20 protein-coding genes and 1 tRNA gene are annotated in these 24510 nt (G+C 34.6%); 12 read left to right on the forward strand and 9 right to left on the reverse strand.

Going from position 1 to position 24510, the window contains the following annotated elements:
* Positions 1 to 60: 60 nt before the first annotated feature.
* Complete coding sequence (locus tag DHMRE_RS02675) at positions 61 to 222, reverse strand: hypothetical protein (protein WP_322632164.1); 162 nt, start codon at positions 220 to 222, stop codon at positions 61 to 63.
* A 26-nt stretch (positions 223 to 248) separates the two neighbouring features.
* Here DHMRE_RS02675 and DHMRE_RS02680 point away from each other — a divergent pair, with 26 nt between their 5' ends.
* Positions 249 to 2459, forward strand: coding sequence for a hypothetical protein (locus DHMRE_RS02680; RefSeq protein WP_322632165.1), 2211 nt, complete (start codon positions 249 to 251; stop codon positions 2457 to 2459).
* A 62-nt stretch (positions 2460 to 2521) separates the two neighbouring features.
* Positions 2522 to 4684 carry an elongation factor G gene (gene fusA, locus DHMRE_RS02685; protein WP_322632166.1) on the forward strand — a complete coding sequence of 721 codons (2163 nt, stop codon included), beginning with the start codon at positions 2522 to 2524 and terminating at the stop codon, positions 4682 to 4684.
* Between the two features lie 112 nt (positions 4685 to 4796).
* Here the strand turns inward: fusA and tsaE are convergent, their stop codons facing one another.
* Both tsaE and DHMRE_RS02695 read right to left on the reverse strand, forming a co-directional pair.
* Positions 4797 to 5177 (reverse strand): tRNA (adenosine(37)-N6)-threonylcarbamoyltransferase complex ATPase subunit type 1 TsaE, encoded by a 381-nt coding sequence (gene tsaE / locus DHMRE_RS02690; RefSeq protein ID WP_322632167.1) that lies wholly within the window; start codon positions 5175 to 5177, stop codon positions 4797 to 4799.
* Between the two features lie 192 nt (positions 5178 to 5369).
* Positions 5370 to 6017 (reverse strand): hypothetical protein, encoded by a 648-nt coding sequence (locus tag DHMRE_RS02695; protein ID WP_322632168.1) that lies wholly within the window; start codon positions 6015 to 6017, stop codon positions 5370 to 5372.
* A gap of 684 nt (positions 6018 to 6701) precedes the next feature.
* On the opposite strand from DHMRE_RS02695, the gene DHMRE_RS02700 reads away from it, so the two are divergent.
* The 10 genes from DHMRE_RS02700 (at position 6702) to DHMRE_RS02745 (ending at position 16654) form a co-directional block, all read left to right on the forward strand.
* Positions 6702 to 6779: transfer RNA gene (locus tag DHMRE_RS02700), tRNA-Cys, on the forward strand.
* 156 nt (positions 6780 to 6935) lie between these two features.
* Positions 6936 to 7082: a hypothetical protein gene (locus DHMRE_RS02705; RefSeq protein ID WP_322632169.1), complete on the forward strand. Its 147-nt coding sequence runs from the start codon at positions 6936 to 6938 to the stop codon at positions 7080 to 7082.
* A gap of 283 nt (positions 7083 to 7365) precedes the next feature.
* On the forward strand, positions 7366 to 7680 hold the full coding sequence (locus DHMRE_RS02710; RefSeq protein WP_322632170.1) for a hypothetical protein: 315 nt from the start codon (positions 7366 to 7368) through the stop codon (positions 7678 to 7680).
* Complete coding sequence (locus DHMRE_RS02715; RefSeq protein WP_322632171.1) at positions 7661 to 8005, forward strand: type II toxin-antitoxin system PemK/MazF family toxin; 345 nt, start codon at positions 7661 to 7663, stop codon at positions 8003 to 8005. The genes DHMRE_RS02710 and DHMRE_RS02715 overlap by 20 nt, the downstream gene beginning before the upstream one ends.
* Before the next feature lie 6 nt (positions 8006 to 8011).
* Positions 8012 to 10330 (forward strand): DEAD/DEAH box helicase family protein, encoded by a 2319-nt coding sequence (locus DHMRE_RS02720; protein WP_322632172.1) that lies wholly within the window; start codon positions 8012 to 8014, stop codon positions 10328 to 10330.
* Positions 10331 to 10347: 17 nt separating this feature from the next.
* Positions 10348 to 11982 (forward strand): class I tRNA ligase family protein, encoded by a 1635-nt coding sequence (locus tag DHMRE_RS02725; RefSeq protein WP_322632173.1) that lies wholly within the window; start codon positions 10348 to 10350, stop codon positions 11980 to 11982.
* A gap of 11 nt (positions 11983 to 11993) precedes the next feature.
* Positions 11994 to 12830 carry a hypothetical protein gene (locus DHMRE_RS02730; RefSeq protein ID WP_322632174.1) on the forward strand — a complete coding sequence of 279 codons (837 nt, stop codon included), beginning with the start codon at positions 11994 to 11996 and terminating at the stop codon, positions 12828 to 12830.
* A gap of 36 nt (positions 12831 to 12866) precedes the next feature.
* Entirely contained in the window at positions 12867 to 13064 is a 198-nt protein-coding gene (locus DHMRE_RS02735; protein ID WP_322632175.1) for a hypothetical protein, read from the forward strand.
* A complete protein-coding gene (locus DHMRE_RS02740; RefSeq protein ID WP_322632176.1) occupies positions 13057 to 15510 on the forward strand; it encodes an N-6 DNA methylase in 2454 nt (817 codons plus the stop codon). Before DHMRE_RS02735 ends, DHMRE_RS02740 begins: the two co-directional genes overlap by 8 nt.
* Positions 15500 to 16654 carry a class I tRNA ligase family protein gene (locus tag DHMRE_RS02745; protein ID WP_322632177.1) on the forward strand — a complete coding sequence of 385 codons (1155 nt, stop codon included), beginning with the start codon at positions 15500 to 15502 and terminating at the stop codon, positions 16652 to 16654. The genes DHMRE_RS02740 and DHMRE_RS02745 overlap by 11 nt, the downstream gene beginning before the upstream one ends.
* Before the next feature lie 127 nt (positions 16655 to 16781).
* Here DHMRE_RS02745 and DHMRE_RS02750 read toward each other — a convergent pair whose 3' ends face one another.
* The 6 genes from DHMRE_RS02750 to dnaK form a co-directional block, all read right to left on the reverse strand.
* Complete coding sequence (locus DHMRE_RS02750; RefSeq protein ID WP_322632178.1) at positions 16782 to 17477, reverse strand: hypothetical protein; 696 nt, start codon at positions 17475 to 17477, stop codon at positions 16782 to 16784.
* A 44-nt stretch (positions 17478 to 17521) separates the two neighbouring features.
* Complete coding sequence (locus DHMRE_RS02755) at positions 17522 to 19594, reverse strand: ATP-binding cassette domain-containing protein (RefSeq protein ID WP_322632179.1); 2073 nt, start codon at positions 19592 to 19594, stop codon at positions 17522 to 17524.
* An 89-nt stretch (positions 19595 to 19683) separates the two neighbouring features.
* Positions 19684 to 20424, reverse strand: coding sequence for a ribonuclease III (gene rnc, locus DHMRE_RS02760; protein ID WP_322632180.1), 741 nt, complete (start codon positions 20422 to 20424; stop codon positions 19684 to 19686).
* Positions 20424 to 20951 carry an ERF family protein gene (locus tag DHMRE_RS02765; protein ID WP_322632181.1) on the reverse strand — a complete coding sequence of 176 codons (528 nt, stop codon included), beginning with the start codon at positions 20949 to 20951 and terminating at the stop codon, positions 20424 to 20426. The genes rnc and DHMRE_RS02765 overlap by 1 nt, the downstream gene beginning before the upstream one ends.
* Positions 20952 to 20974: 23 nt before the next feature.
* The gene (locus tag DHMRE_RS02770) at positions 20975 to 22132 is read right to left on the reverse strand and encodes a J domain-containing protein (protein WP_322632182.1); all 1158 of its coding nucleotides are present in this window, start codon (positions 22130 to 22132) and stop codon (positions 20975 to 20977) included.
* A gap of 27 nt (positions 22133 to 22159) precedes the next feature.
* Positions 22160 to 24112 (reverse strand): molecular chaperone DnaK, encoded by a 1953-nt coding sequence (gene dnaK / locus DHMRE_RS02775; RefSeq protein WP_322632183.1) that lies wholly within the window; start codon positions 24110 to 24112, stop codon positions 22160 to 22162.
* Positions 24113 to 24510: the final 398 nt, after the last annotated feature.

The following is a 24510-nucleotide window of genomic DNA, read 5'->3' on the forward strand; positions in this document are numbered from 1 at the left end:
ACGTCTTTTGTTTTGAGAGTTTTTCTTCTCTGCACGGAGTGGTTCCTTAATTAAGTTTTGTTACAAAATTAAATATATCAGAAAAGATGGTAAAGTAGAGTGAGTTTGGAGACGATTTTGCTCTCTCTCTCTCTCTCTCTCTCTCTCTCTCTCTCTCTGCTGTGTGTTGCGAAACACAAAAGAGAATAATGCTGATTTTAGACAACAATTAAATAATTTCATAAATATAAATAAATATATCATAATATATGCCAACACAAAACGTAACATTCACCATAGCCGGAACAGCCTTTACTTTTGACGAGAAAGAAATGCAAGCCAAAGGGGGTTGATTTTCATGGGTCACAGGTTACACTCCTGGTAAACTTCTGCTAAATGTGCGAGTAAAACAAAAAACGGTAGGCACAACACCAGTATCAGTTCTGATTATCGAATTATCCAAGGCTAGCGGAACCCAAGCCAATCAATATGAAACCGACGTCTTTTATGAATTCTTAATGGACCCTAGAAATCTAAATAAGGATTTTACTATTCAGGATTTACAGGTGGGCGAAGGAAAATTAGAAGTTAAAGGACACAGCGTAACTATCCCCCGCTACGCTTATCACAATATTATTCCACCCGTGGAAGTGGGCACCCCATTGATAGATAATTATACTCGTCCTAGTGATGCAGATATCGATAGTGCTGATAATGCTACATTTAATAATTATGTAAAAGACTATAATCGAGTGCGTTTAGATTATCGCATAATCAGAGAATTTAAAAGACTTTTTAATGAGGCTAACAGCGAGGGAATTTATTATGAACTTTCAAAAAAAGCCAATGATTATTTTAATGATACTGCTAGTCCAGATGCTAAAAGGGATTTGCCTGAAGCGTGAGAAATTGGTGATGCCAAGGCCCCGGACACCAAAAGAAATGATGTGGACGCTTTAAAAGTTGATTTGAAAAGACATTGGGGAAACTTTGAAAAGAAAATTAATGCCCAAAAGGTGCCAATAGACTGAGTGAGGAAATTAATCAACGATTGGAGAGCCGCCGGAAATTCGACTGATTCCGAACACAACGAAGCGGTCAAAGAATGAAAAAATAAAGTAAAAGATTCCGAGGAAGTTAAGAAGTATAAGGAATTAGAGGGGAAAGTAAATGGAAGCGACCCCAAATATTCAAAACATAAAGGCAAATTTGATGAGGAAAGTAAGAAATCAGTTGATGGAGTTTCTGCCAATGAGGATTTGGAAACCATAGCAACACCACATCTCAACGAAATCTCCGAGTCCGATTTTTTTTCCTATGCAGATGCTGTTGTTGCTAATAAAAAAAAGTTTAAAAATGATTTTAGAGATTTTCGAAAAACTGCTGAAAAGATTTTAGCCCGTAAAAAAGCCGTAGTAGACTTAATTGAAGGATTAGTAACCGGTGATACAGGTGGCGGTGGTGACAAATTGACCTGTCCGAATTGTAATCAAAAATTTGACGCACTTTCTTTTGAGTATAACGGAAAGAAATATCATAGCCAACAATGTGCGGATGAGGCCAAACAAAAAGAGAAGGACCAAGGTGGTGGAGGGCCAGACCAAAATCAAGGAGTCGCCCAAGCCCGAACAGCAGCCATTCAAGCCATTAATGAGGCTCTAAACGAAGACCCAAAAATCGCCACTAGTGATTTAGATTACAACCTTCAGGATTGAGAAAACCGGATAAAAGGGTTGAACGCTGAAAAAGATATTAATAACCTTCACGACCAAGTGAAAGTCAACATTGCCAAAAAACGAAAAGAAAAACAAAACCAGGAGAAAATGAATAAAGCCGGAAAAGACATCGATAAAGCGACCGGACCGGAACTGATAAACAAAATTAAAGAACTTGAAAAGTATGAGGGCACAAATCCCTACGAGGAGCAATGAAAAAATGTCGTTGACCGGAACATTGACCGAACTTTCCAAGAAAACGCAGAAAATACCAAAGAGTTAATTAAAGATATTGTTGAAGCCGCAATGACTGAACGCGGAGTTAGCGAGGACGAATTGGGAACAGAAGAAAAAGAATTATTCACCAAAATAAAAAATAAAGAAATTGACGACAAAGAACAACTAAAAAATGCCAAAAATACTTTGGTGGAATTTATCGGTAACAAAGATGCTGAGAAAAAAATTGATAATTTACGGAAGGAAGTAGAAGCCGCTCGCAGTTCGGATCAGAAAGATGCGGTCAGAAGTAAATTAATGGGATTAAAGAGGGAGGATAATATTTATATCAAAAAGCGAGAAGCCAAAATCGAAAGCCTACTGACAAAATTAGAAAGTAATACGGATGATACCACTGGTAATGATAAACCGGGTATTCCATGAAAAGTAATTTTGCCGATAGCGGCTGTGGCGATTGTGATAATAGTTGGTGTGGTGCTGGTAATGAGAAAGAAAAAGCAAAAAGAAATTAGAAATTTAGAAGATTAGTAGAGGTTTTTTCTCAATTTTTAGGCAATGAGTGCCAATTTTCGCAATAAAATTAATAATATATGCCCGACGACGAGAAAGAATTAGCCCATATCCGTAATTTTGGTAATAGCGCCCATATTGATGCTGGAAAGACTACTACCACCGAAGCCATGCTTTATTTAGCCGGAAGAATTCGAGCGGTGGGGACAGTGCATGAAGGCACTGCCAAAATGGATTTTATGGACCAGGAGCAAGAGCGGGGAATTACCATTCAATCCGCTGCCACCAATTTTTGATGACAAGATCATCGAATGAATCTCATTGATACGCCAGGCCACGTGGACTTCACGGCCGAAGTAGAAAGGTCTTTGCGAGTTTTAGACGGAGCCATAATAATTTTGGACGGCAAAAAAGGAGTAGAAGCCCAAACAGAAACAGTTTGACGTCAAGCCAAAAAATATAGATTGCCTCGGCTAATTTTCATTAACAAGATGGATGGGGTAGATAATATCGGGAGATTTGACGAATGCTTAAAAAGTATCCGTGAAAAATTACGCGCCGTGCCTTTGGTGGTTCAGTTTCCTATTGGAGCCGGTCGTGAATTAGAGGGATTAATAGATATAGTCGAGCAAAAGGCTCATTACTTCCAACTTGGCGATAAAGACGAAAATTATCAAACCAAAGAAATCCCTTCTCACCTAATAAAAAAGACTCAGAAGTATCGACAAGAATTACTGGAAAAATTGGTGGAGATAGAATTAGAAAAAATGGTTGAAGAAGGCAGAGAAGAAAGCCCTATTCTCCAGAAGTATGAAAAAAAGGAAGAATTGTCTGGGGCAGAAATAAAAAAATTACTACGCCAGGCTACTTTAACTGGTAGATATTTTCCAACATTTTGTGGTTCTGCTTACAAGCACGTGGGGGTGAAGTTACTTTTAGACGGAGTGGTGGACTATTTGCCTTCTCCCCTAGACGTTCCCAAAATAACGGTTTATTCACCCCGAGATAAAAATAAAACCGGAGAAATTAATTGTAATAGCCCTCTCTCTTGTTTGGCCTTGGCTTTCAAAATTATCTTTGATGATTATAATAACAAATTAACTTTCTTTCGAGTTTACGCTGGCAAGGTAGAATCTAATTCTTATGTCTATAATGTTAACAAAAAAAGAAAAGAAAGAGTTAGTCGCTTGTTTCTCATGCACGCTAACGATAAAGAAATAATTAAGGAAGTGGGAGCCGGAAATATTGCGGTGGCTATTGGTTTGGAAAACACTGTCACGGGAGACACGCTGGGAGAGGAAAACAGTCCTTGACTTTTGGAAAATATTGAGTTTGCCGAGCCGGTAATTTCGCAAGCCATTGAACCAAAAACCAATGAAGATAAAAATAAATTAAAAATAGCCCTTGATAAATTAAAAATCCAGGACCCAGGTTTTAATTACTGAACCGACCGAGAAACGGGACAAATGATTATTGCTGGCATGGGTGAAGTGCATTTGGAAGTTTTGGTGGAGAGATTACGCCGAGAATTTAAACTTGCTATTGAAAGTAAGCAACAACGAGTATCTTATCGAGAAACTATTACTAAAAAGTTAGCAGAGGTGTGAGGAGAATACAAAAAACAAACCGGAGGTAGCGGACATTTTGCTAGAGTCAAACTTGCTTTTGAGCCCAATCCGGGCAAAGGATTTGAATTTGTGGATGCCAAAAAAGGTCAAGAAATGTCCGACAAAGACGCTGAGGAAGTAAAAGAAGGATTGGAAGAGTCCATGTCTTCAGGTTTACTCTTAAGTTATCCTTTGCTAGATATTAAGGCCACTTTATTAGAAGGAAAAAGGCATGAAGTCGATACTAAACCTGGTGATTTTAAAAATGCGGCCGTTTTGGCCTTTCGGGGTGATGGCGTAGCCGAAAAAGAAAAAAGAATCAAGGAATTGGGGGTGGTTTTATTAGAACCAATTATGCAGATAACGGTAATAGTGCCTAAGGATTATTTGGGGGATACTTTGGCTAGCCTTGGTAGGTGTCATGCTGTAATTGAAAATACCGAAGAAAAAGAGGGAGAAAGTTTTATCACTGGCAAAGCCCCTTTGCGAGAAACGCTTAACTATTTGGCTACTTTACGCCAGTTGACTGGAGGTCGTGGTGCTTATTCCTCATATTTATCTCATTATCAAGCAGTTGCCAGGGATACTTTGGAAGAGATATTGAAGGAAAAAAAATTATTAAATACTTCTAATTAGTTTTTACAAAGAAGGCATTCTTTGCTAGTTAAAAAACAGCATTTTGATTGACAAGTTATCCTTTTTTGCTAGGTGGAGAAAAGAAAATTTTCGCAGTTCTATTTCCGAAATTTTACTTAATTAATTTCAGGTGAATATATTTTTTGGCTTTTCAAAATTGGGGGTTTTTTTCCGGTCATTCAATAATATTTAAATTATCGACAGTCAATTCTTGAAAAACGTCTAAATTATCATTTACATTTAAACGAAAAAAATCAAAATGATTTAGATAATAATCATTTTTTATTCTATACCTTTGGAGAATGTTAAAAGTGGGAGAAGTTATTTTTTCTTTAATTCCCAGATTTTTGGCTATTAATTGGGTCAGAGTGGTTTTTCCGACTCCCAATTCACCTTGTAAAATTAAAAATGTGTTAGGATGTAAGCGAGGGATTAAAAGCCGGCTCAATTTTTCCAACTCCTCCAAGTTTTTAATTTTTTGCGTTCTTATCACTATAAAGAATTGTTATTATTTAATCTCCGATATAATGTTTTTATCTATTTTCTTTTCTAATTTTCTGTTTTTTCAATAGTAAAACACTCCTATTGTCAATGTTAGACAAGCAGAAACAACCAAAAGAGTTAATGTTAATTTTATGATTAATTAGTTTTACTAATTAATCAAACTTGCTTCTCCGCTTTCATTTTATGCTGTAAAATTAAAAAAATTTTCTATTTTTTGATAATTCTCTCGATAAACCGAAATAGTTGTCAGCAAATTAAATCCTTTTTTTACGTTTGAGAAAATTCTTTGCAGGTTATTAGCCATAAAATAGGCACCCCAACTTAAACCTCCCTTGCCTTCGCAATAGACCTGATAATAAAGAAATAAAAAGAGAATGCTAATGCCGGAAATTATTAATTCCGGCAATTGGTAAAGGGTTGCCAAAAAATTGAGATTAGTTATTTGTTGAGAATTGTTATCTAATGTTTGGTGTAATTTTTTCAAATTTTGGGTTGGTTCAGAAAATTGTAGTCCTTCTAGTCAAGACTTTATTTGTGCTTTCTCTAAATTTTGGTAATTTTTCTTTTTAGTTAGACTAGCCTCCCGATCTGAACCGAAAACATAATGAAAAAAAGTATATCAAATTAAGTTGACTAAGATAAAAATAATCAGCAAAGGAATTAATGGGAACAAATTATAGGAATTAATGAGAAAATACAAACTAAACACCGCAAAAGATATATCAACAAATATTTCAAATAAATCCACTGGAATAGTAATAAATTGACGAGAAAATTCCGGCACAATATTATTAATTATATACACTTTTTCATCAGGGTTTTTTTTCATTAAGTCTTTATTTTTAGAGACACATTTTAGTAGTTTTTTGGTCAAGAGAATGCTAACCTGCCTCTCATAATTTTTCTTTCAATAGTTAAGGAACAAATGAATAATTATTTTCAGCGGAAAATAAAGCAAAAAAAGAATAAGTAATAATTTATTTCAATCCACATGTACCTTGCCATCCACAACCTTTTCAATAAGTGAGTATTTACCAAAAAGATAAAAAAAATGCCCCCGACCCCGGTCATAAGATAAATTATTGACTAAATTAAAACGGATAAGAAAAGGTATATAACTAATAAAAAAAGTGAGTAAAAAAAGAAACAAAAATTTTCATCGGAATTTTTTGTGAAGGGATTTTAGTAGTTTTTTGGAAAGCACAATAAATTATTTTTTAACGAACTTTTTAATAAATAATTTTATCAGAAACTAGCCAAGAATACTCCCAGTTTCTCCAAGTGGGAGATGAACTGGCTAAAATTATAATATAATAAGTGATGGCTACTAATATGCCTCTAAATAATCACTTTGGGGTTAGGAACTTTGCTGTCAGAGACAGTATAGCCTCGTGAAGTAGGAACACGACCAGAACAATTCTGGTGAGGTCTACATGAAGCCCCCACTTATAGAAGTGAGGGTAGTTCACATATGCGTATTTGTTAAGCAAAATTAAAGAAAGGGAGTAAAATTGGAACCGTGACTGAGCGGCCTAAGGGAGCAGACTGCAAATCTGTTATTTCGTCGGTTCGAATCCGACCGGTTCCTCCAAAATATCTCAGTTTTATGGATGTTTGTTAGATAATGGAGTTTCGCACTGATGTGTTTTGGAAAAAAAAGAAATGGAAATCTGAGACGAAACTATTAGTGATATGTGGAGAAAAGAAAACAATAATACTTCCTCTGCGAGGAAGAAAAGAAAATAATATGAATAGTAAAATTTTTTCCAAAGAAGGAGAAATACAGAGTATTCCCCATGAGGGAGAAATCTGATTAGTAAAGTTTGAGAAATTAAAAGGATTTTCTAAACCTTATCGCCCTTGTTTAGTAGTAAGTAATGATTTTCAGAATTAATTTGATAATAAAATAGTAGTAGTCCCAACCACCACTGATGACATTAAGAATATTGAACCTTTTGAAGTTTTTATTAACAATGCCCTTTAAACTGGTTTAGATTGCCCCAGTAAACTTCTGTGTAATTATCCTCATACTATTTATAAAAAATTACGATTAGTGGATAAGCAACGACTCGGAATAGTCAGTCCAGAAATAATGAAAAAGGCCTTAAAAATAGTGCTTAATTTAGAAAATTAGAAAATAGGGTTAAAACATTATAACAATGTAAAATTATAATATTATGAAACGAGTAGAACCAAAACAAACTTTAAGCATTACTATTCCTACCAGTCTTTATCAAAAATTAATGAAAGAGGTAGGAAAAGGAAAAATTGGCAAGTTTATCAAGGAAACGGTAGAGGAAAAATTAGAGCAGGAAAAAGAAAATTTAGGTAGAGCCTATCAGGAATGCTACGCTAATAATACTCATTTATTAGAATTGGCAAAAAAATGAGAAAGGGCTGGAATAGAAAGTTGATTAAATTACGAACGAAACAAAAGAAAATCAGTAGCGACTAAAATCTTAAAAAAAAGAAATGACCGAAAAGTTAATTAGACGAGGAGAAGTTTTTTGAGTAGATTTACCAGACAGCAAAGGACGAGAATTAAAAGAAATCCACCCTTGCTTAGTAATTTCAAACGACAGACAAAACTTATTTAGCCCTTTAATAACTGTTATGCCTATTACTTCTTTGAAAGCAGGCGACAAAATATTTCCTTTTCAAATTTTTATCCAATTAAAAAAAGAAAGCGTGATATTAGTAGACCAAATTCAAACAATTGACAGAGAGAAATTTTTGGATAGAATTGCCAAAGTCTCGGAGGAGATAATGGAAAAAGTAGAAAAATCTTTACATATTACTTTGTCCTTAAAAAATTAAAAAAATATGCTAAAATTATTTGATTTTCAAGAAAAAGCCGTTTTAGAGATAGTAGAAAAATATGAAAAGTATCTCAATCAGTCAATCATCATTAAAAGAGGCGATGAGGAAATACCAGTCCCTTTTATTCAAATTTTAGATGCTTTAACTGGCTCAGGAAAAACCGTAATTTTAGCCAAAACCGCGGGAGAGATTAGTAAATTACCTCCATTAAAACCTATAATTTTGTGGTTAAGCAAAGCCAGTGTAGTAGTCGAACAAAGTTTCAATAATTTAACTAGGGGCGGTAAATATCACCACTTATTAGGAAAAAGCGAAGTTATTATGTTGTCAGAATACCAAGAAAGATTATTAGAGGAAAATGAAACTCTGGTTCTTTTTGCTACTGTGGGAACTTTTAACCAGAAAGACAAAGAGGTCGGCAATCGCCAAATTTATCAATGTAAACTAGACGAACAAAGTCAAAGCACCTGAGAAAGTTTAAAAAAACGTGGTGAAAGACCTCTATTTATTGTTTATGATGAAGGGCATAATTTATCCGACCAACAAACTGACTTATTATTGGAATTGAAGCCGAGTGTGTTCTTAATTGCCAGTGCCACCATGAAATTTCCCCAAAAACTCAAAGAACAGTATGACGAATTAAAAAGAATAAATAAATGAGAAAATAAAGATTTTATAACTCGGGTTGATACTGGAAAAGTGGTAGAAGCCGGTTTAGTGAAAAAAATAATAAAGCTAGCCGCTTATGAAACACCAATGGAAGAAACAGTTTCTTCATTAGTGGAAGATTTAAAACAAATTGAAACACAAATTAAAATAACTAATTTACCAAACGAAAAACCCAAGGCTATTTATGTTTGTCGCACTAATGTTTTAGAATTTGACCCTACTTTACAAGACGATATTAATCAAAATTTTTCGGAAAGAAAAGCCCCTCCAATTTTAATTTGACGATATTTAGTAGAAAAATGTGGCATCAAACCAGAAAATATCGCCGTTTATTGTGATTTAAAATTTGCCAAAAATTATCCTAAACCTCCGGAATTTAAATTATTTAGCGGTGGTGGTGAAAAAAAATATCAAGAATTTATTGCTGGTGATTATCAGCATATCATTTTTAATTTAGGCTTGCAAGAAGGTTGGGATGACCCATTAGTTTATGCGGCCTATATTGACCGCTTTATTAATTCTAAAATTGCGGTTAAACAAATTATTGGACGAGTTTTGCGACAACCTAAACCCAACATTACCCACCAGTTGCCGGAAATGCTAAATACCGCTCATTTTTATATTCAGATAGAAAAACAAAGTACTTTTCAAGAAGTAATTGAGGAAGTTAATCAAGAATTACAACAAACTGCTCCGGAAATTGAGGTAAAAGTGGTAAGTTCGACTGAAAAGCCTGAATTAGTTAAAGTTCAAGGCGACTATGAAGTGCCAATTATCATTTGCAATAGTGCTGATGCTGAACCAGAAATAAATAAAATTATCCAAAATATATCTGATTGACGCCAGGATAAAGAAAAAACCCAAGGCACCGGCTATCGCTCAATTACTAAAAAATATATTGACGAGCAAGGTAATACTCAGCAAGTTTTAAGAGAAAAAATTGGGGAAACTAGCCGCACTACTGCCCGAGCCATTTTTTACCGAGAAATTATTCGCAAACTGCCCCAAGCCCGTGGAGTTTTTTGTCTCGACGAACCTAAATTCGATGCCCTAGTTGGTTCTGAATCATGAGTTCACAAAGAAATTATTGAAAAAATTAACAAAATAGTTGATGTTTACTTGGAAAACTCTTATCTCGAACAGAGTTCAGTGGAAGTTTATAAAATTCCTGATATTTTGCTTTATAATCCGCAAAAAACGCTCTCCTTTAAAAATAGTCTTCATGAAAAATATTCCCAATTAAACAAATTAGAAAAGGAATTCGCTCAAGAGTTAGATAAGTTTGCTGTAAAATGGTGTCGCAATCCTTCCCGAAGTGGTTATGCTATTCCTTTAATTACTCGTGGTGATACTCGAAACTTTTATCCGGATTTTTTGGTTTGATATAAGGATAATGTTATTGCTATTGACACCAGTGGCGAACATTTAATTAAAGATAAAACCGACCGTAAATTACTTAATATTTTGCCCTCTAATAATAATTCTCCACACACATTGGTTCGTTTTGTTTCCAAAGGAGAATGGAACAAGGAAGTAGAAAAAATTAACGATGATGGTTGAACTCTATGAAAAAGGCGAATAAATGATGGAAGTTTATCAGTTGTTAATTTGGAAAGTTTGCCAGAACTTATTGAACTAATGCTAGAAAAATAAACTAAAAAAATAACTTAATGGAATCTAAAAAAATCAAAGATACTCTTTTGCTCCCTAGGACTGACTTGCCGTTGAAAAATACTAATCATTTAGAAACGGAAAAAAAAATTAGAGAAAAGTGAGAAGAAAGAAAAATCTATCAAAAAGTATTAGAAAAAAACCGCAATAATCAGCCTTTTATCCTCCATTCAGGCCCACCATACGCCAATGGTAAATTACATATCGGACACTTTTTAAACTTTATTATTAAGGACATTATTGTCCGTTTTCAGGCCAGCGAGGGCAAATATACTCCCTTTTTGCTGGGTTGGGATACTCATGGACTACCAATTGAACACAAAATGATTCAGGCTCACCAAGGTCAAAAAATAAACTTGCGGCAAGTTTGTCATGATTTTGCCCTGTCACAAGTTCAAGCCCAAAAGGAACAATTAAAAAAACTGGGACTTTTTACGGACTATGAAAAATATTATATTACTTTAGACAAAGAATATGAAGCCGAGCAAATTCGAGTTTTTGGGGAAATGGCAAAGAAAGGCTTGGTCTATCAAGGATTCAGACCTATTTATTGGTCTTGCGGACACGAAACCGCGTTAGCCGAGGCCGAAATAGAATATTACGAAAAAAAGGATACTTCTCTGTATTTTAAAATTGCTTCTCCTGAATTTTCAAAATTTTTTGGAAAAAAAGTATATTTTCTAGTTTGAACTACCCAACCCTGGACCATTCCGGTTAATCAACTGCTTGCAGTAAAAGAAACTGCTCGTTACTTGTTAATTGATTGCGATGGTGAATATTTAATAGTCATAGAAAAAATGGTTGATAAACTAAAAAAATGGGGAAAGACTGTAAAAATAGAAAGAGCGCTTGAAGGAAAAGATTTAGTATTGAGTCATGATTACTTACATCCTTATAGCAGAAAGGGTGCCGAAAATAGGATTGTGAAAGGAGATGAATTTATTCAGGAAGAGGAGGGAACCGGAATAGTACATTTAGCACCAGCCTTCGGTCTCGAAGATTTTATTATAGCAAAAAGAAACGAAGAATTAATTTTTGGATGAATTGAATGTCCCTTGGAACCAAATGGAATTTTTAATGAAAAAATTGGAGTGCCGAAATTAGTTGGTAAACATTATTCAGAAGTAAATAGTTTAGTTATTGTTGATTTAGAAAAAAGGAATTTAATAATAAAAAAAGAAGTGATTAGTCATAGTTATCCCCACGATTGACGAGATAAAAGTCCCTTAATTTATCGTTTAACTAAGCAATGATTTATTAAAGTAGAAGCAACAAAAAAAGAATTGTTGGAGAATATTGAAAAAGTAAAATGATATCCAGGTTGAACCGAGGAAAAAATGAAGCAAATAATAGCGGCTCGGGAAGACTGGTGTATTTCACGGCAGAGAAAATGGGGAGTTCCTATTCCGATTTTATACCAAAATAATGAACCGATACTTAATTCTGAAATTATTGATTATGTGGCAGAAATTGTGGCTGAACGGGGTTCTGATTGTTGATTTGACGGAAGTATTTTGCCACTTTTGAGAGAAAAATTTCCCAATTTGATAAATGAGAAAACATTTTTAGGACAAGACATTATGGATGTTTGGTTGGATAGCGGGGTTTCGCATTGGTGTGTTTTGAAAAAATAAGTTAATTTTATATGACTGACAAAAAAGGTAATATTTTTTCACGGATTTTAAAATGAATAAAGGGCTTGATTTCTAACAAAGTTAACAAAAATAATAATAAAGGAAAAAATGTCAACTCTCCTCAAATTAATGCTGGTGATGAAAGCAACATCACCATTAATAACAACCGAACTTATAACATATACAATAACTCTCCTAGTAAAGATACAATTACAAGCCCTAGTGCTGTTAAAAATAAGAAAAAGAACCAAAAGAAAAAAATAAAAAAAGAAGAAGAAAAAAATGTTAGACAAAACCAAACAGAAAACAGGGAAAAATCGGAAAAAAACCAAGAAATGCCCCAACAAGAATTTGAGAGGTTGCTCATGAAAGTAAAATTCATAGCTTTTGGAGTAATGGGGAATATTAAATGAGATAAAATAAAACCTTTAGAATTTCAAAAAAATGAAGAAGAAGAATTTGCTAGGTTGGCATTTGAAGTCGGGGAAAAACGATGCTATATAACGTATAAAATTACAGAGAAAGACAAACAAAGACTTCTAAAAGAAAATACTGCTGAGATAGTAGAAAGATTTATCACTCTACATTTAATAAATCATGGAAAGAACGACTATTTTGATTATCATTGTCCAGATTGTAAGCAAACTACCTTAACAAGGTCATTAATAGTAAACAGTCCTGAGCATGAGGAAGCAATATGCTGTAATCTTTGCAGATGAGCAACGTCAATGAAAGTATACCTGGAATATTTGAATGATAAAAAACATAATTCCTCCTTAGAGTTCTATGAATGACTGAGAGAGCGTAATAGGAAGATGGCTAAGATGAGAAAATCAGAACCTTTCTAAAATCTACTTATAACATAGCAAAAAAATCTTAATAAAATGAACCAAAAAGAAAAAGACCAACTAATTCAATCTCTCCAAACTAAAATCCAAGAACTAGAAGCCAGATTAGAGGACTATTCACAAGAAGGAATAAAAATTCTCTTTTCTGGCAAGGCCAACTCTCAAAGAGTAGCCCGAAAAGTAAAACCCAGAACTTTAAAAGAAATAACAAAATTAAGTATTAGCAATGAATAGCAAAATAATCGATTATATTTCAGGAATAAAGGTAAATGCTACTCCTGAGGAACTGGAATCGGTACAACCTCTAACTCATGAGTTAGTCGAGGTTTATGGTTATAATAGAGAAGAAATAAAAACTCATCCCCAATTTCGTATTTCTCTTTCTCCTTCTGATGAAAAAAGAAATTATCCGGTTGATATCGCGGTTTTTGAAAACAATAAACTCAAAATAATTTGTGAATGTAAAAAAATATCGTCTCAAGAAGGCAAAGAACAACTAAGAAAATACTTACGAATGTGCGAAGCCAAGATTGGAGTCTGGTTTAATGGCAAAGAACGCATAATTTTGAAAAAAATCGAAACTAGTAAGGGAATTGATTTTAAAGAATTAAATGATATTTTGCCTTTTGGAGTTTGAGAAGAAACTCATCCTCGTTATGAAGAATTAAAGCCCCGGGAAAACTTGAAAAGCGTTTTTCATCAGATTAAAAAAAGTCTACAAAAAACGGTTATTGGTAGCACTAATGAGCCTGATATAGCGAAAAATGTCCTAAAGATTTTATTTTGCAAAATTTTTGATGAAAGATATCAAAGTGAAAATGGATTTGCCGAGTTTTATGCCAATATTGATAAACCGCAAGAGAGTTCAGGAAAAATTAGGACAATTTTCACTAAGGTGAAAAATAAGTTTGAAGATGTTTTTGATAAAAATGAGGAAATTAAACTGGATGATAAAAGCGTAGTTTTTATTGTTCAAAAATTACAATGAATTAGTTTAAAAAATTCCGGGCGAGATGCGGTTGCTGATGCTTTTGAAGTATTTATTGGCACAGCCCTAAAAGGAGAACACGGACAATTTTTTACTCCGCGAAATGTGGTAAGATTTGTTATTAATTTTTTAGATGTAGAGGAAAACAAGAAAATAATTGATCCGGCTTGTGGAACGGGTGGTTTTATCGTTGAATCTCTCCGTTATATTTGAAAAAAACTTGATGATAAGTATTCAACAAAATGAAAAAAAGAAGATTTAGAAAACGAAAAAATCAGGATAGCCAGAAAAAATATTTTTGGTTGTGATAGGGACAGTTTCTTATCTCAAGCATGTAAAGCCTATATGTGTATCCTTGGCGATGGAACTTCTAATATTTGAAACGAGGATAGCTTGGTTAAATTTACCACCAACTGAGAAAAAAAATACAATATAATTTTGACTAATCCGCCTTTTGGTCAAAAAATCATGGTTGAAGAGGAGAAAATTCTCAAAAAGTTTACTTTCTGACGGCTAAACTCGAAAAGCAAAAAAAACAAAGCTGAACCACAAATTTTATTTTTGGAACTATGTTGTAGTTTACTCGAAAAAAATGGCAAATTAGCCATAGTTTTACCGGAAGCCAGTATTTTTGGTAATAAAATTTATCGTGAACTTCGAAAAATTCTACTCCAAAATTATAAAATAATAGCAGTTTTTAGCCTTCCCCCGGAAACATTTAAACCTTTTACCGGAGTAAAGCCAGCGATTTTGGTCTTAGAAAATAGACAAGCCAGTGACAACGATAGAGTTATTTGTGTCAACATTCAGAACGTTGGTCATGATAAGAGAGGAAAAATTTTATACAAGTATGATAAAAATGGTGCTCCGCAGAAAGACGAAGATGGAAATTTTGTGGTCAATGATGAACTAGGTAGCATAACTGCCAAATTAAAAAGTCATCATAAAATTGTTCATTATCAAGAAGCAACCGAAAAAGACAAAGTTTTTTTTATTACTCATGAAGACATAAAACAAACAGAAGACTTGATTTTAATCCCGAGTTATTACAATGGCTTCCTTAATAAACAAGAGACGGAAAGTAATAAACTAGTTCTAACTTTTAGAGAAATTATTGACTGTGGTATAATAGAAGTTAATAAAAATAATAATATTCCGACTGGTGATGAAATAGGGAGCAGAAATTATTTAGAAAATGGCACTATACCATTCATTAGAACTTCGGATATTACTAATTTAGAAATCAGAAGCAATCCTCAGCAATTTACTAGCGAGGAAATTTATCAAAAATATAAAGATAAACAAGATATTAAACCCTACGACATTTTATTAGTAAAGGACGGTAAACATTTGGTAGGTGAGTGTGCCATTATCATGCCAGGTGAGGAAAAAATTATATTTGCTGCCGGGTTTTACAAAATTAGAATTATCAAAAATAACTATGGAATAGACACTTGAAACTTTGTTTATGCTCTCAATAGTGAAAAGGTTAAAGAGCAAGTTGATAAACTATTGTTTTACTCTACAGTTCCCCATTTAAGCAATCGAATTAAAGAAATTAGATTAATTTTTCCAAAAGATAAAGAAAAATTACTGGAAAATAGCAAAATAATGAAAGAAATTTTAACCAAGAAATTTGAATTGAGAAAGCAATTGAAAAAAATTTATACAAAAAACGGGAATGAAAAATAAATATAGCGAAAAAAAAATCTACTGACCCGCTACTCTCTACGTCGAGGGTCAAGATCAATTTCGTGGTTGGTTTAATTCTTCACTAATTACGGCAGTTATTCTGGCCGGCCAAGCCCCCTATCAACAAGTTCTCTCACATGGTTTTGTAGTTGACGAAAAAGGGCATAAAATGTCAAAATCTTTGGGTAATGTCCTAGATCCCGAAGACCTTATCAAACAATTTGGAGTTGATATTCTCCGTTTATGAGTAATCAGTTCTGATTTTAGTAAAGAAGTAAAGGTCAGCATTGCCATTTTGAAAAACTTGCGAGAAAGTTATCAAAAAATCCGCAATACCCTCCGTTTTTTGCTAGGTAATTTAGCCAATTTGCCACCCAATTTAAAAAATAAAAAAGATTTGGAATCAGAATTACATTTGGTGGATTATTATATTCTTCGTAAATTAGGAAAATTAACCAGTGAAAGTCAAAAAAATTATGGTGAATACAATTTTAACCCCATTTATACCTCTTTATTAAACTTCTGCATCAATGATTTAAGTTCCTTCTATTTTGAAATTAGCAAAGATAGTTTATATTGCGATAGTCTTTCTTCTCTGCGGCGACAACAAATTACTACTACTCTTTATTATCTTCTACAAGGGCTACTAAAAACCATTTCTCCAATTTTGCCTTTTCTTGCTGAAGAAGTTTATCAAAATATCCCTTTCCGTTTTGGTTTTGCTGGTCAAGAAAGCGTCCATTTAGCGAATTATTCGTCAACTTTGTCTCTCTCGCCCTCTATGGAAAAAAAAACAGCAATAATTACCAACTTTTTTTTACCCCTACGCCAAGATGTCTACCAAGCCCTCGAAAAAGCCCGCCAAGAAAAAATTATTAATGCTAATTCACAGGCTCATTTAATAATTTTTTTAAAAGAAAAAAACGGACCAGATTACTCCCGACTCAATTTAGAAGATTTATTATTAGTAGCCAAAGTTGAAATTAAAGACCAAAGAGAGGATGGTGTATGAGAAAGCAATTTTTCCGCTATCAAGGTGAAAAAAACAGACCGGGCAAAATGTATCAGATGTTGGAATTATCGGGACTTAGAAAAAGATATTTGTCAACGCTGTCAAAAGGTTCTTGCTGACTTTTCAGAGTAAAGAAGAAAACGTGATTATGTTTAATAATTCAATACGAGAACTCAATTATTAGAACAACTCCGCTGCCAAAGGAGGTTTATGACGACTAAAAACAAGTTTGTTAATTAACAAGACGTTATTTTTCACCTTATCGCTTTTTTACCCAAATCACCACCATACTTATTACTAGGAAAACCAAAGAAATTGTTCCTATTCCGTAATAAACACTTTTATTATCTTTATTATTCGTTCTTTGGGGTGAACTTTGTTGATTGTTTTTTTCATTAGAAGCAGGATTTTTGGTTGGGGTGCTGGGTCGACTTTGATTGTTTATAACATTTTCAATTTCGGCTCATTCCTCATCAGTAAATCCAGGCCTAGAATGGTTAAAAAACTGATAACCTCGATAATGTTTTCGCCCGGATTTATGTTTTACTATTTGATAATCCTCAGGAGAACCAACCGCATGATCTCAATTTTCTGTCTCAATTTTTCAATCTTGGGGATTTTCCTTAATTTCATTAACAAATGCACGCACAATTTCTCGTTGATATTCAATAAGATTTATAAAGTCCTCTAAATTGATTGGTATTCCTTGAGTTATATTAAATTTGCCTTCTCGATCTAATTCTCAAAGTGATGGTTCCTCTAATATTTGGTTTTTTAGTTCTTTTTTTATTTCCCTATTTTCTTCATCTATTTTTTTAAAAATTTCTCCTTCACCAATAGCTCTGCCTTCTTCTACCGCCTTTTTTGCTTCTCTTCCGCTTTCTCTATAGTTTTGAAAGAGTCTATGGCAAGTATCTTCAATTTCTTTTATTTGCTCTTGTAAATTTTTTTTCATATCGTTTTGACATTATACAATAGTTTTATATTATATCACGCCTATTACGCCAAAAACTCTTTCTTATTCATGCGAATTAATTTCTCACCAGTGAACTGGTAAATATAATCAACATATTGAAATATTTCGTAGTGGTGATCAATTACTAGAATCGTCTTGCCTTTTAACTTAGTAAAAATATTTTCTAAAATGATGCCTTTTAAATTAGGATGAACATTACTTAATATCTCGTCTAAAATGTAAATGTCGTAATCGTTAATAAACATTTTCATCGCTGAAATTTGCTGCTTTTGTCCTTCTGAAAGATCTGCGCCCCCCTCTCTTAATACAGTATCAAATCCTTGGGGCAATTTAGCAATAAACTCGTAAATGCCGGTTTTTTGGGCCGCTTGGATTAATTTTTCTTGGTCTTTTTTATTATATGTCTGCGGATAATAAACATTTTCGGCAACACTCATGCGGAAAAAAGTGGGTCGATTAGTTTGATAGCAAATATGTCGATGGAGACTAATAGTGTTGATTTCTCGCACATTGTGGCCACCAATTAAGATTTGTCCGGCTTTTAAGTCATAAAGTTTAAGAGTGGTTTTGGTAATGGTACTTTTACCAATGCCATTTTTGCCAGCAATGCCGTAGATTTTTCCTTGTTGAAAAGCGAAAGTAAAATTTCGTAAAATGTCTTGTTGGGGTCGTTTAGGATAAGCAAAAACGACATTTTGGAACACCAAGTCGCCATTTTTGAAGGGCAAAGTTGGCAGAGAAGGTTTTGATTCAGCAAGAGCGGTTGGCTGATTTAATGTTTTAGCACCCTCATTAACAAGGGTTAGACTACTGGAAAGTTCATCTAAGGTTAACAAAGCGTCAATTACTTTGCCGATTTCGCTGTTTAAACTGCGAACCGAAAAAAAGTAGTGAGAAAAATTTCCTATCAGAAAGACAGTTCCCATTTTAGGACTTGACGAATAAAACAGTAGGGCCAAGGCCATAAAAAAAGTGGGTATATTCGGAATAATAATGTATTGTGGGGCTGCTTTAAATAAAGTGCTATACCAAAGTGATTTTCTATTCTTACGGAAAGTTGAATCCAATTGCCGGTCGATTTTTCCTTCTTCGTATTTTTCTCCCGAAACTGCTTTAATATATTCCAAATTATTAATACGCTCGAAAATAATTTTATTATCTTCTTCTTGGCGTCTTTTTGCTACCATATTTAATTTACTGGCCTTTTTGAAGAGTAAAATCTCCACGATAACAAGAACAACAAACAAACCGGCCACGATGGCTAAAAGTGGCAAAGTAGTACCTGGTCCTCCAAAATTAAAGTCGAAACTCAGCAAGAAAATTATCGAAAAAGTCACATAAATCAAACGGTTAGGAATGAATCAAATACTATAAGCAATTTCGTCTAAATCATCAGCAAATTGGGTAATTAAATTGCGAGAAATTTCCGCCGAATTGGTGTATTTAGCCCGCACAAGTTGTCGAAATAAGTCTTTTTTTAAATCTTTTTCAATGCTGTCATAAGCATAACTCATTAGATAATAATGAGTGAGGGAAAAGAGTGATTTCGCCACCAAAATAAGGATTAGCGAATAAGTAATAAACCATCAAATAGATAAAGTATCACTTTTAAATCAACGTCAACCAAAAAAATTGAATGAAAATTCGAAATCATGATGAAACACCTGCCGACCGCCGACACTGGCCTTTTCAATTATTTCTTTGACTTTTTCTTTCGTCAAAGAGCCTTTTCCTTGCATTTCCCCAGCAATATTTTCTTTGGTTTCTTTTTGTTGTCGGTTGGTTTCGTCAGCCTCGCTATTTAATATTTCTCTTACTCTCTCTTTAGTAATTTCTTTTTTTTTCTCCCCACCTTCCTTTTCTACGGCTTTAATGACTTTTTCACTCAGAACTTTTTCGCGGCTTAAAAGGGCATTCTTTAGATTAACCCCAATATTGAAATTAACCAAAGCCGTGATTACGGCTAGTAAGGAACAAAAAAAAAAGAGGAGTGGATTATTTTTGATAATCCTCCCCAACACCAGAAAGAGTAATTTTACTTTGCTTTGTTTTTTTGTTTTGAGAACCGATTTAGTAAATACAGTAGCAGGAGACATTCCGAATAAGATATATATATTAATAATATTTTGATGAAGCAACTAATCCGTAGTTGCGTTTGTTACAATAATAATATTTATATATAATTCTAATTCTCTTTTTCTCCAATCCCTAATTTCTCAATCACTTTAGCAGCAGCTTGCTGTTCGGCTTCTTTTTTGTTCCGACCCCGACCACTTTCCCGAAAAGTTCCCAGCACGTCATTAACTTCCATAACAAATAATTGTTGATTTCCAACTCTCAATACTCTCTTTAGACGATAGATAACTCTATTTTTCCGAGCCTGGCAATATTCCTGTAATTGGCTTTTGTAATCCCAAATCATATTTTCTTTGCCAACAACCCAAGTAAAAATAGTTAAATTGAGGAAACGCTGGACGGTTTTACCCCCCTTTTCCAAATACAGAGCCGCTGTAAAAGATTCAAAAACGTCCGCCAATATACTCTCTTTATCAGATCCCTGGTTTTTTCTTTCTCCTGTTCCCAGTTGCAAATATTTTCCTAACCCGATTTCTCGGCTTAAATGGGCTAAAGTACTCTCTTGGACCATCAATTGCTTCAATTTACTCATTTGTCCTTCTGCATAATTGGGAAATTGCTGATAGATAAAAAGGCTAGCGTAAAAATTCAGCACACTGTCTCCCAAAAATTCCAAAGTCTCGTAAGAGGAAAGAGGCTGGTCATCGTTTTCTCAATCCAGTTCGGCATTATTTTTTCTCATTAACTTTAACTCATTAAGGTAAGAGGTATGTCGAAAAGCCTGTTGAAAACGTTCTGTATGCTTAATACTCTCAATTATTTTTTTGATTTTTTTTAGTTGATAAGTCATTACTTATTTTTTACTTTCGTTTTTTCTTCTTCGTTCCAACCATGTTTTTGGAGAAAATCATTGACGGCTTTCCTTTCTTCAGGATTCATTCCATCTTTTGCTTCTCCTTGCCTATAATCAGGATCGGCCTCATCCTTCACCGGCATCAAAAAAAATTTACTTAACAGATATTTAGTGGCATAGGTTTCACTAGAGCCTTTGGCCTTGGCTAAATCCACATTGCTGCCCACTGCTCAAAAGTTAAATAATAGACGCTGTTCGGGATTTTCGGCATCCACCACTTCTAATTTTTTTAGATATTTAATAAAATGTTCCTTACCCTCTTTTTCATGGATTAAAGGTTGACTGGTATCATCGCTTAATAAGAGGGTCAATTTATATTTCTCTAAGAGAGGTCTCAGTAGTTTAAGGACTTGTAATTCGTTGAAAAATTTATATTTTTGAAATTTGTTTTCTTCAGTGCGAATTAGCTCTTTGATTTCGGATTGGATGAGTTGGAGTTTAGTATAAACATTTAATTTTCCCATAATTATATTATTTTTAGCAACAACTAATTATCAATAACATCCTTATTTTTTTCCAGAAAATCGTGAGTAGGATTTCAGTTAGTTTCTCGCTGGATATTACGCAACCTTCCTTCGGCAGCAAGAGTAATTTTTTTAGGTAATTTGATTAGTAAACGTACATAAAAATCTCCCCGTTTAGGATTATTCATTCCTACATAGCAGCCCTGTCCTGGCAGAACTACATAATCACCGTGTTGGCTGCCGGCCGGGACCGTGATTTTGGCTAAATCTTTTAGCACTCCTCCTAACTGATAAGTTTCCAGAGTAATTACTTCGACTGTACCTCCCAAAATGGCGTCCAAAAAGGAAATCGGCAAATCCACATAAATGTTATTGCCCTTGCGTTTAAAATAAGGGTTTTCTTTGACCTTGACTGCGACCCGAACATCCCCACGAGTACCGCCATATCATCCGTCATTACCAATGCCCTGATAAAGGAGTGTTTTGTCTGGCTGAATGCCACGGGGAATATTAAGTTCAATGGTTTCTACCTTAGTCAAATTTTTTTTGCCTCCGCATTTTCAACATTTTTTTTCTACTACTTTACCTTCTCCTTCACAACGATCACAAGTATCTTGGGTACGAATAGTCCCTAAAATTGTTCTCTGGATAGTATTAATTATTCCTCGCCCTTGACATTTCGGACATTTTTTAATATCACTGGACGAAGCCGCCCCTGTTTGTTTACAAGCATCACAGGCCCTTTCTACTTTTAAAGACACTTTTTTTTTCACTCCTAACACTGATTCTTTGAAAGTCAAGGTAATGCTCGTTAAAATGTCACTTCCGTCCTGAGGTCGGGTTCCACGAGAGCGAGAGTAATCGGTCCCACCAAAAAAAGTGTTAAAGATGTCCTTAAAAAAATCTCCGCTACGGTCAAAACCGCCTTCTGGTGGTCCTTGAAAACCTTCCGCGCTACCGTATCGATCGTAATTTTGCCGTTTTTCGGGATTGCTTAGAACTCCATAAGCCTCATTAATTTCTTTCATTTTGGCCTCGGCTTGTTTTTTTTCCGCTTCTGATTTACTGGCTCAGCGGTCGGGATGCCATTTCAGCGTTAACTTACGATAAGCAGATTTTATCTCTGCCTCGGAAGCACCTTCAGATACTCCGAGAACTTCATAATAATTTTTCTTGGTCATGAAAGAACTAGAATTAAACTAGTTTTACTATTTTTTGTCTTTGTCATCCTTTTCGGGCGATACATCCATAGTATCTTCTTCCGAGCCCGAAGCATAGCCTTCGTCCTCTTTTTTTTCTTCGGAAGGCATTTTGTTGGCTAATTCACTGGCTAATTTCATCATTTCTTCGACTTTATTCAATTGTTTTTTAATAACCGGATAATCTTTTTTGTCTACGGCTTCTTTTAATTCTTGATACAATTCCACCAATCTTTTGAAGCCTTCATCATTCTCATTGAAATCCTTATGCTTTTTAAATTCTTCAATTCTCTCTTCAAAAGTGTGACAATATGTTTGAGCCCGATTGAGCAATTCCGCATTACTTTTATATTCTTCGTCTTTTTCCCTATTTTCTTCGGCTTCTTTAATCATTCTCTGAATTTCTGCTTCACTTAAATTTTGGCTGTCGCTGATAGTAATTTCGGCTTTCTTATTAGTTGCTTTATCCTGCGCGGTCACATTAACTATTCCATTAACGTCAATATTGAAAGTAACTTCAATTTGGGGAACACCCCTTGGCTTTGGTGCAATACCACTCAATTCAAACGTTCCGACTATTTTATTATCGGAAGCACGAGGTCTTTCTCCTTGGAGAACGCGAATATGAACGCTCGGTTGGTTATCCTCGGCCGTGGAGTAAATTTTGGTTTTAGAAGTAGGAATAGCGGTGTTGCGGGGGATTATTATGTCGTTAATTCCTTCTTCACCTCTGGCCGATTGAACCTCAATACCCAAAGAAAGCGAAGTAACGTCTGAAAGCACGATATCTTTGCCAAAATCACCAGCCAGAACTGCACCTTGAATGGCAGCTCCAATTGCTACCACTTCGTCCGGATTGACGGATTTATTAATTTTTTTCTGGCCGAATTTTGCTTCGAGTAATGTTTCTACCTTTGGCATACGGGTTGAACCACCCACCAAAATTATTTGGTCGATAGTCAAACTTCGGCCTAATTTCTTTTCAGCTGCTTGAATGGCTTGGTTGACCTCTTTCATGGTCCTTTCCATATAATCTTTGGTTAGGGCTTCAAATTTGGCCCGAGTAATTTTTGCTTCCACGTGGGGTGTTCTGCCTCCGGTTGGTGGAATAATGTAAGGTAGAGAAATCGTAACTTCTGAACTATTTGATAATACTTTTTTGGCTTTTTCGGCTTCCTCTTTTAACCGCTGTTTAACCACCTTTCTATCATTTTCGGTTTCTCCTTCGGACAATAAATCGACTTTTCGCTCTTTCTTAATTTCCTGAACCACATAATCAACTATTTTTTGGTCGAAATCGTCTCCTCCTAAATCTCTAATGCCAGCCGTAGCAATGGTTTCAAAAACATCTCCTTCACTGCTCTTAGAAATCTGGAGAATGGAAACATCGAAAGTTCCTCCTCCCAAGTCATAAACAAGGATAGTCTGTTCTTTTTCTGCTTTATCTAAACCATAAGCCAGGGCTGCGGCTGTGGGCTCATTAATGATTCTAATCATCTCGCGGCTTTTCTTTAAGTCCTTGGGGTCCCCAAGTCCAGCAATAATCGCCGCATCGATGGTGGCTTGCCGTTGACTATCGTTAAAGTAAGCCGGCACTGTGATTACTGCCCGCGTAATTTTTTTTCCTAATTTTCCTTTCGCGCAACTTACTAAATAACGCAAAATTTCCGCCGAAATTTGTTCCGGAGTATACTCTTTTCCGCCCAACTTTTTTTTGACTTTTTGCCCCATTACACTTTTGATAGAAGTAATAACCTCGGGGTTGATTTCGACTTGTTTTTTGGCGTCCTTGCCTACTAGAATTCTTTTCTCGTTGGCATCATAGCAGACCACGGAAGGAGTGGTGCGGTCGCCCTGGGTATTTTCCAATACACGCGGGGTCTGACCCTCTATGATGGCGATACAAGAATTAGTTGTTCCTAAGTCAATACCTACAATTTGTTTAGTGACGTCTTTATTCATATTATTAATTTTAAACAACAATCATTTCAGACATATTGCGAAATTTAATAAAAGATTTACGGCTTAGGCAAACAAAAAGTTAAGGAAATAAATATTGCTATCAAGACCATATAAATATTGCGAATAAAATTAGTTAATTTAGTAAAATGAGTAGCCTTATAAATGTTTTCTTTGCGCTCCTGAGCGGGCGAAAAACTATCTTCTTCACCAAAGAAAAAAGAACAAATTATAATTACTATTCCCAAGATTCAGAGGAGTATTTTCAGTATTAGCATATATATAAGTTTAAAGCGAGATGTAACCACAAAAAACGACTCCCCCTTTAAAAAAACCCCCTCCTGGTATTAATAAAGCAAACAACACGATAGCGAATCCTTTTGTATAGATTGCGGATGATA

This window comes from endosymbiont DhMRE of Dentiscutata heterogama, assembly GCF_002888635.2.
Taxonomy (GTDB): Bacteria; Bacillota_I; Bacilli_A; order Mycoplasmatales; family CGIF01; genus CGIF01.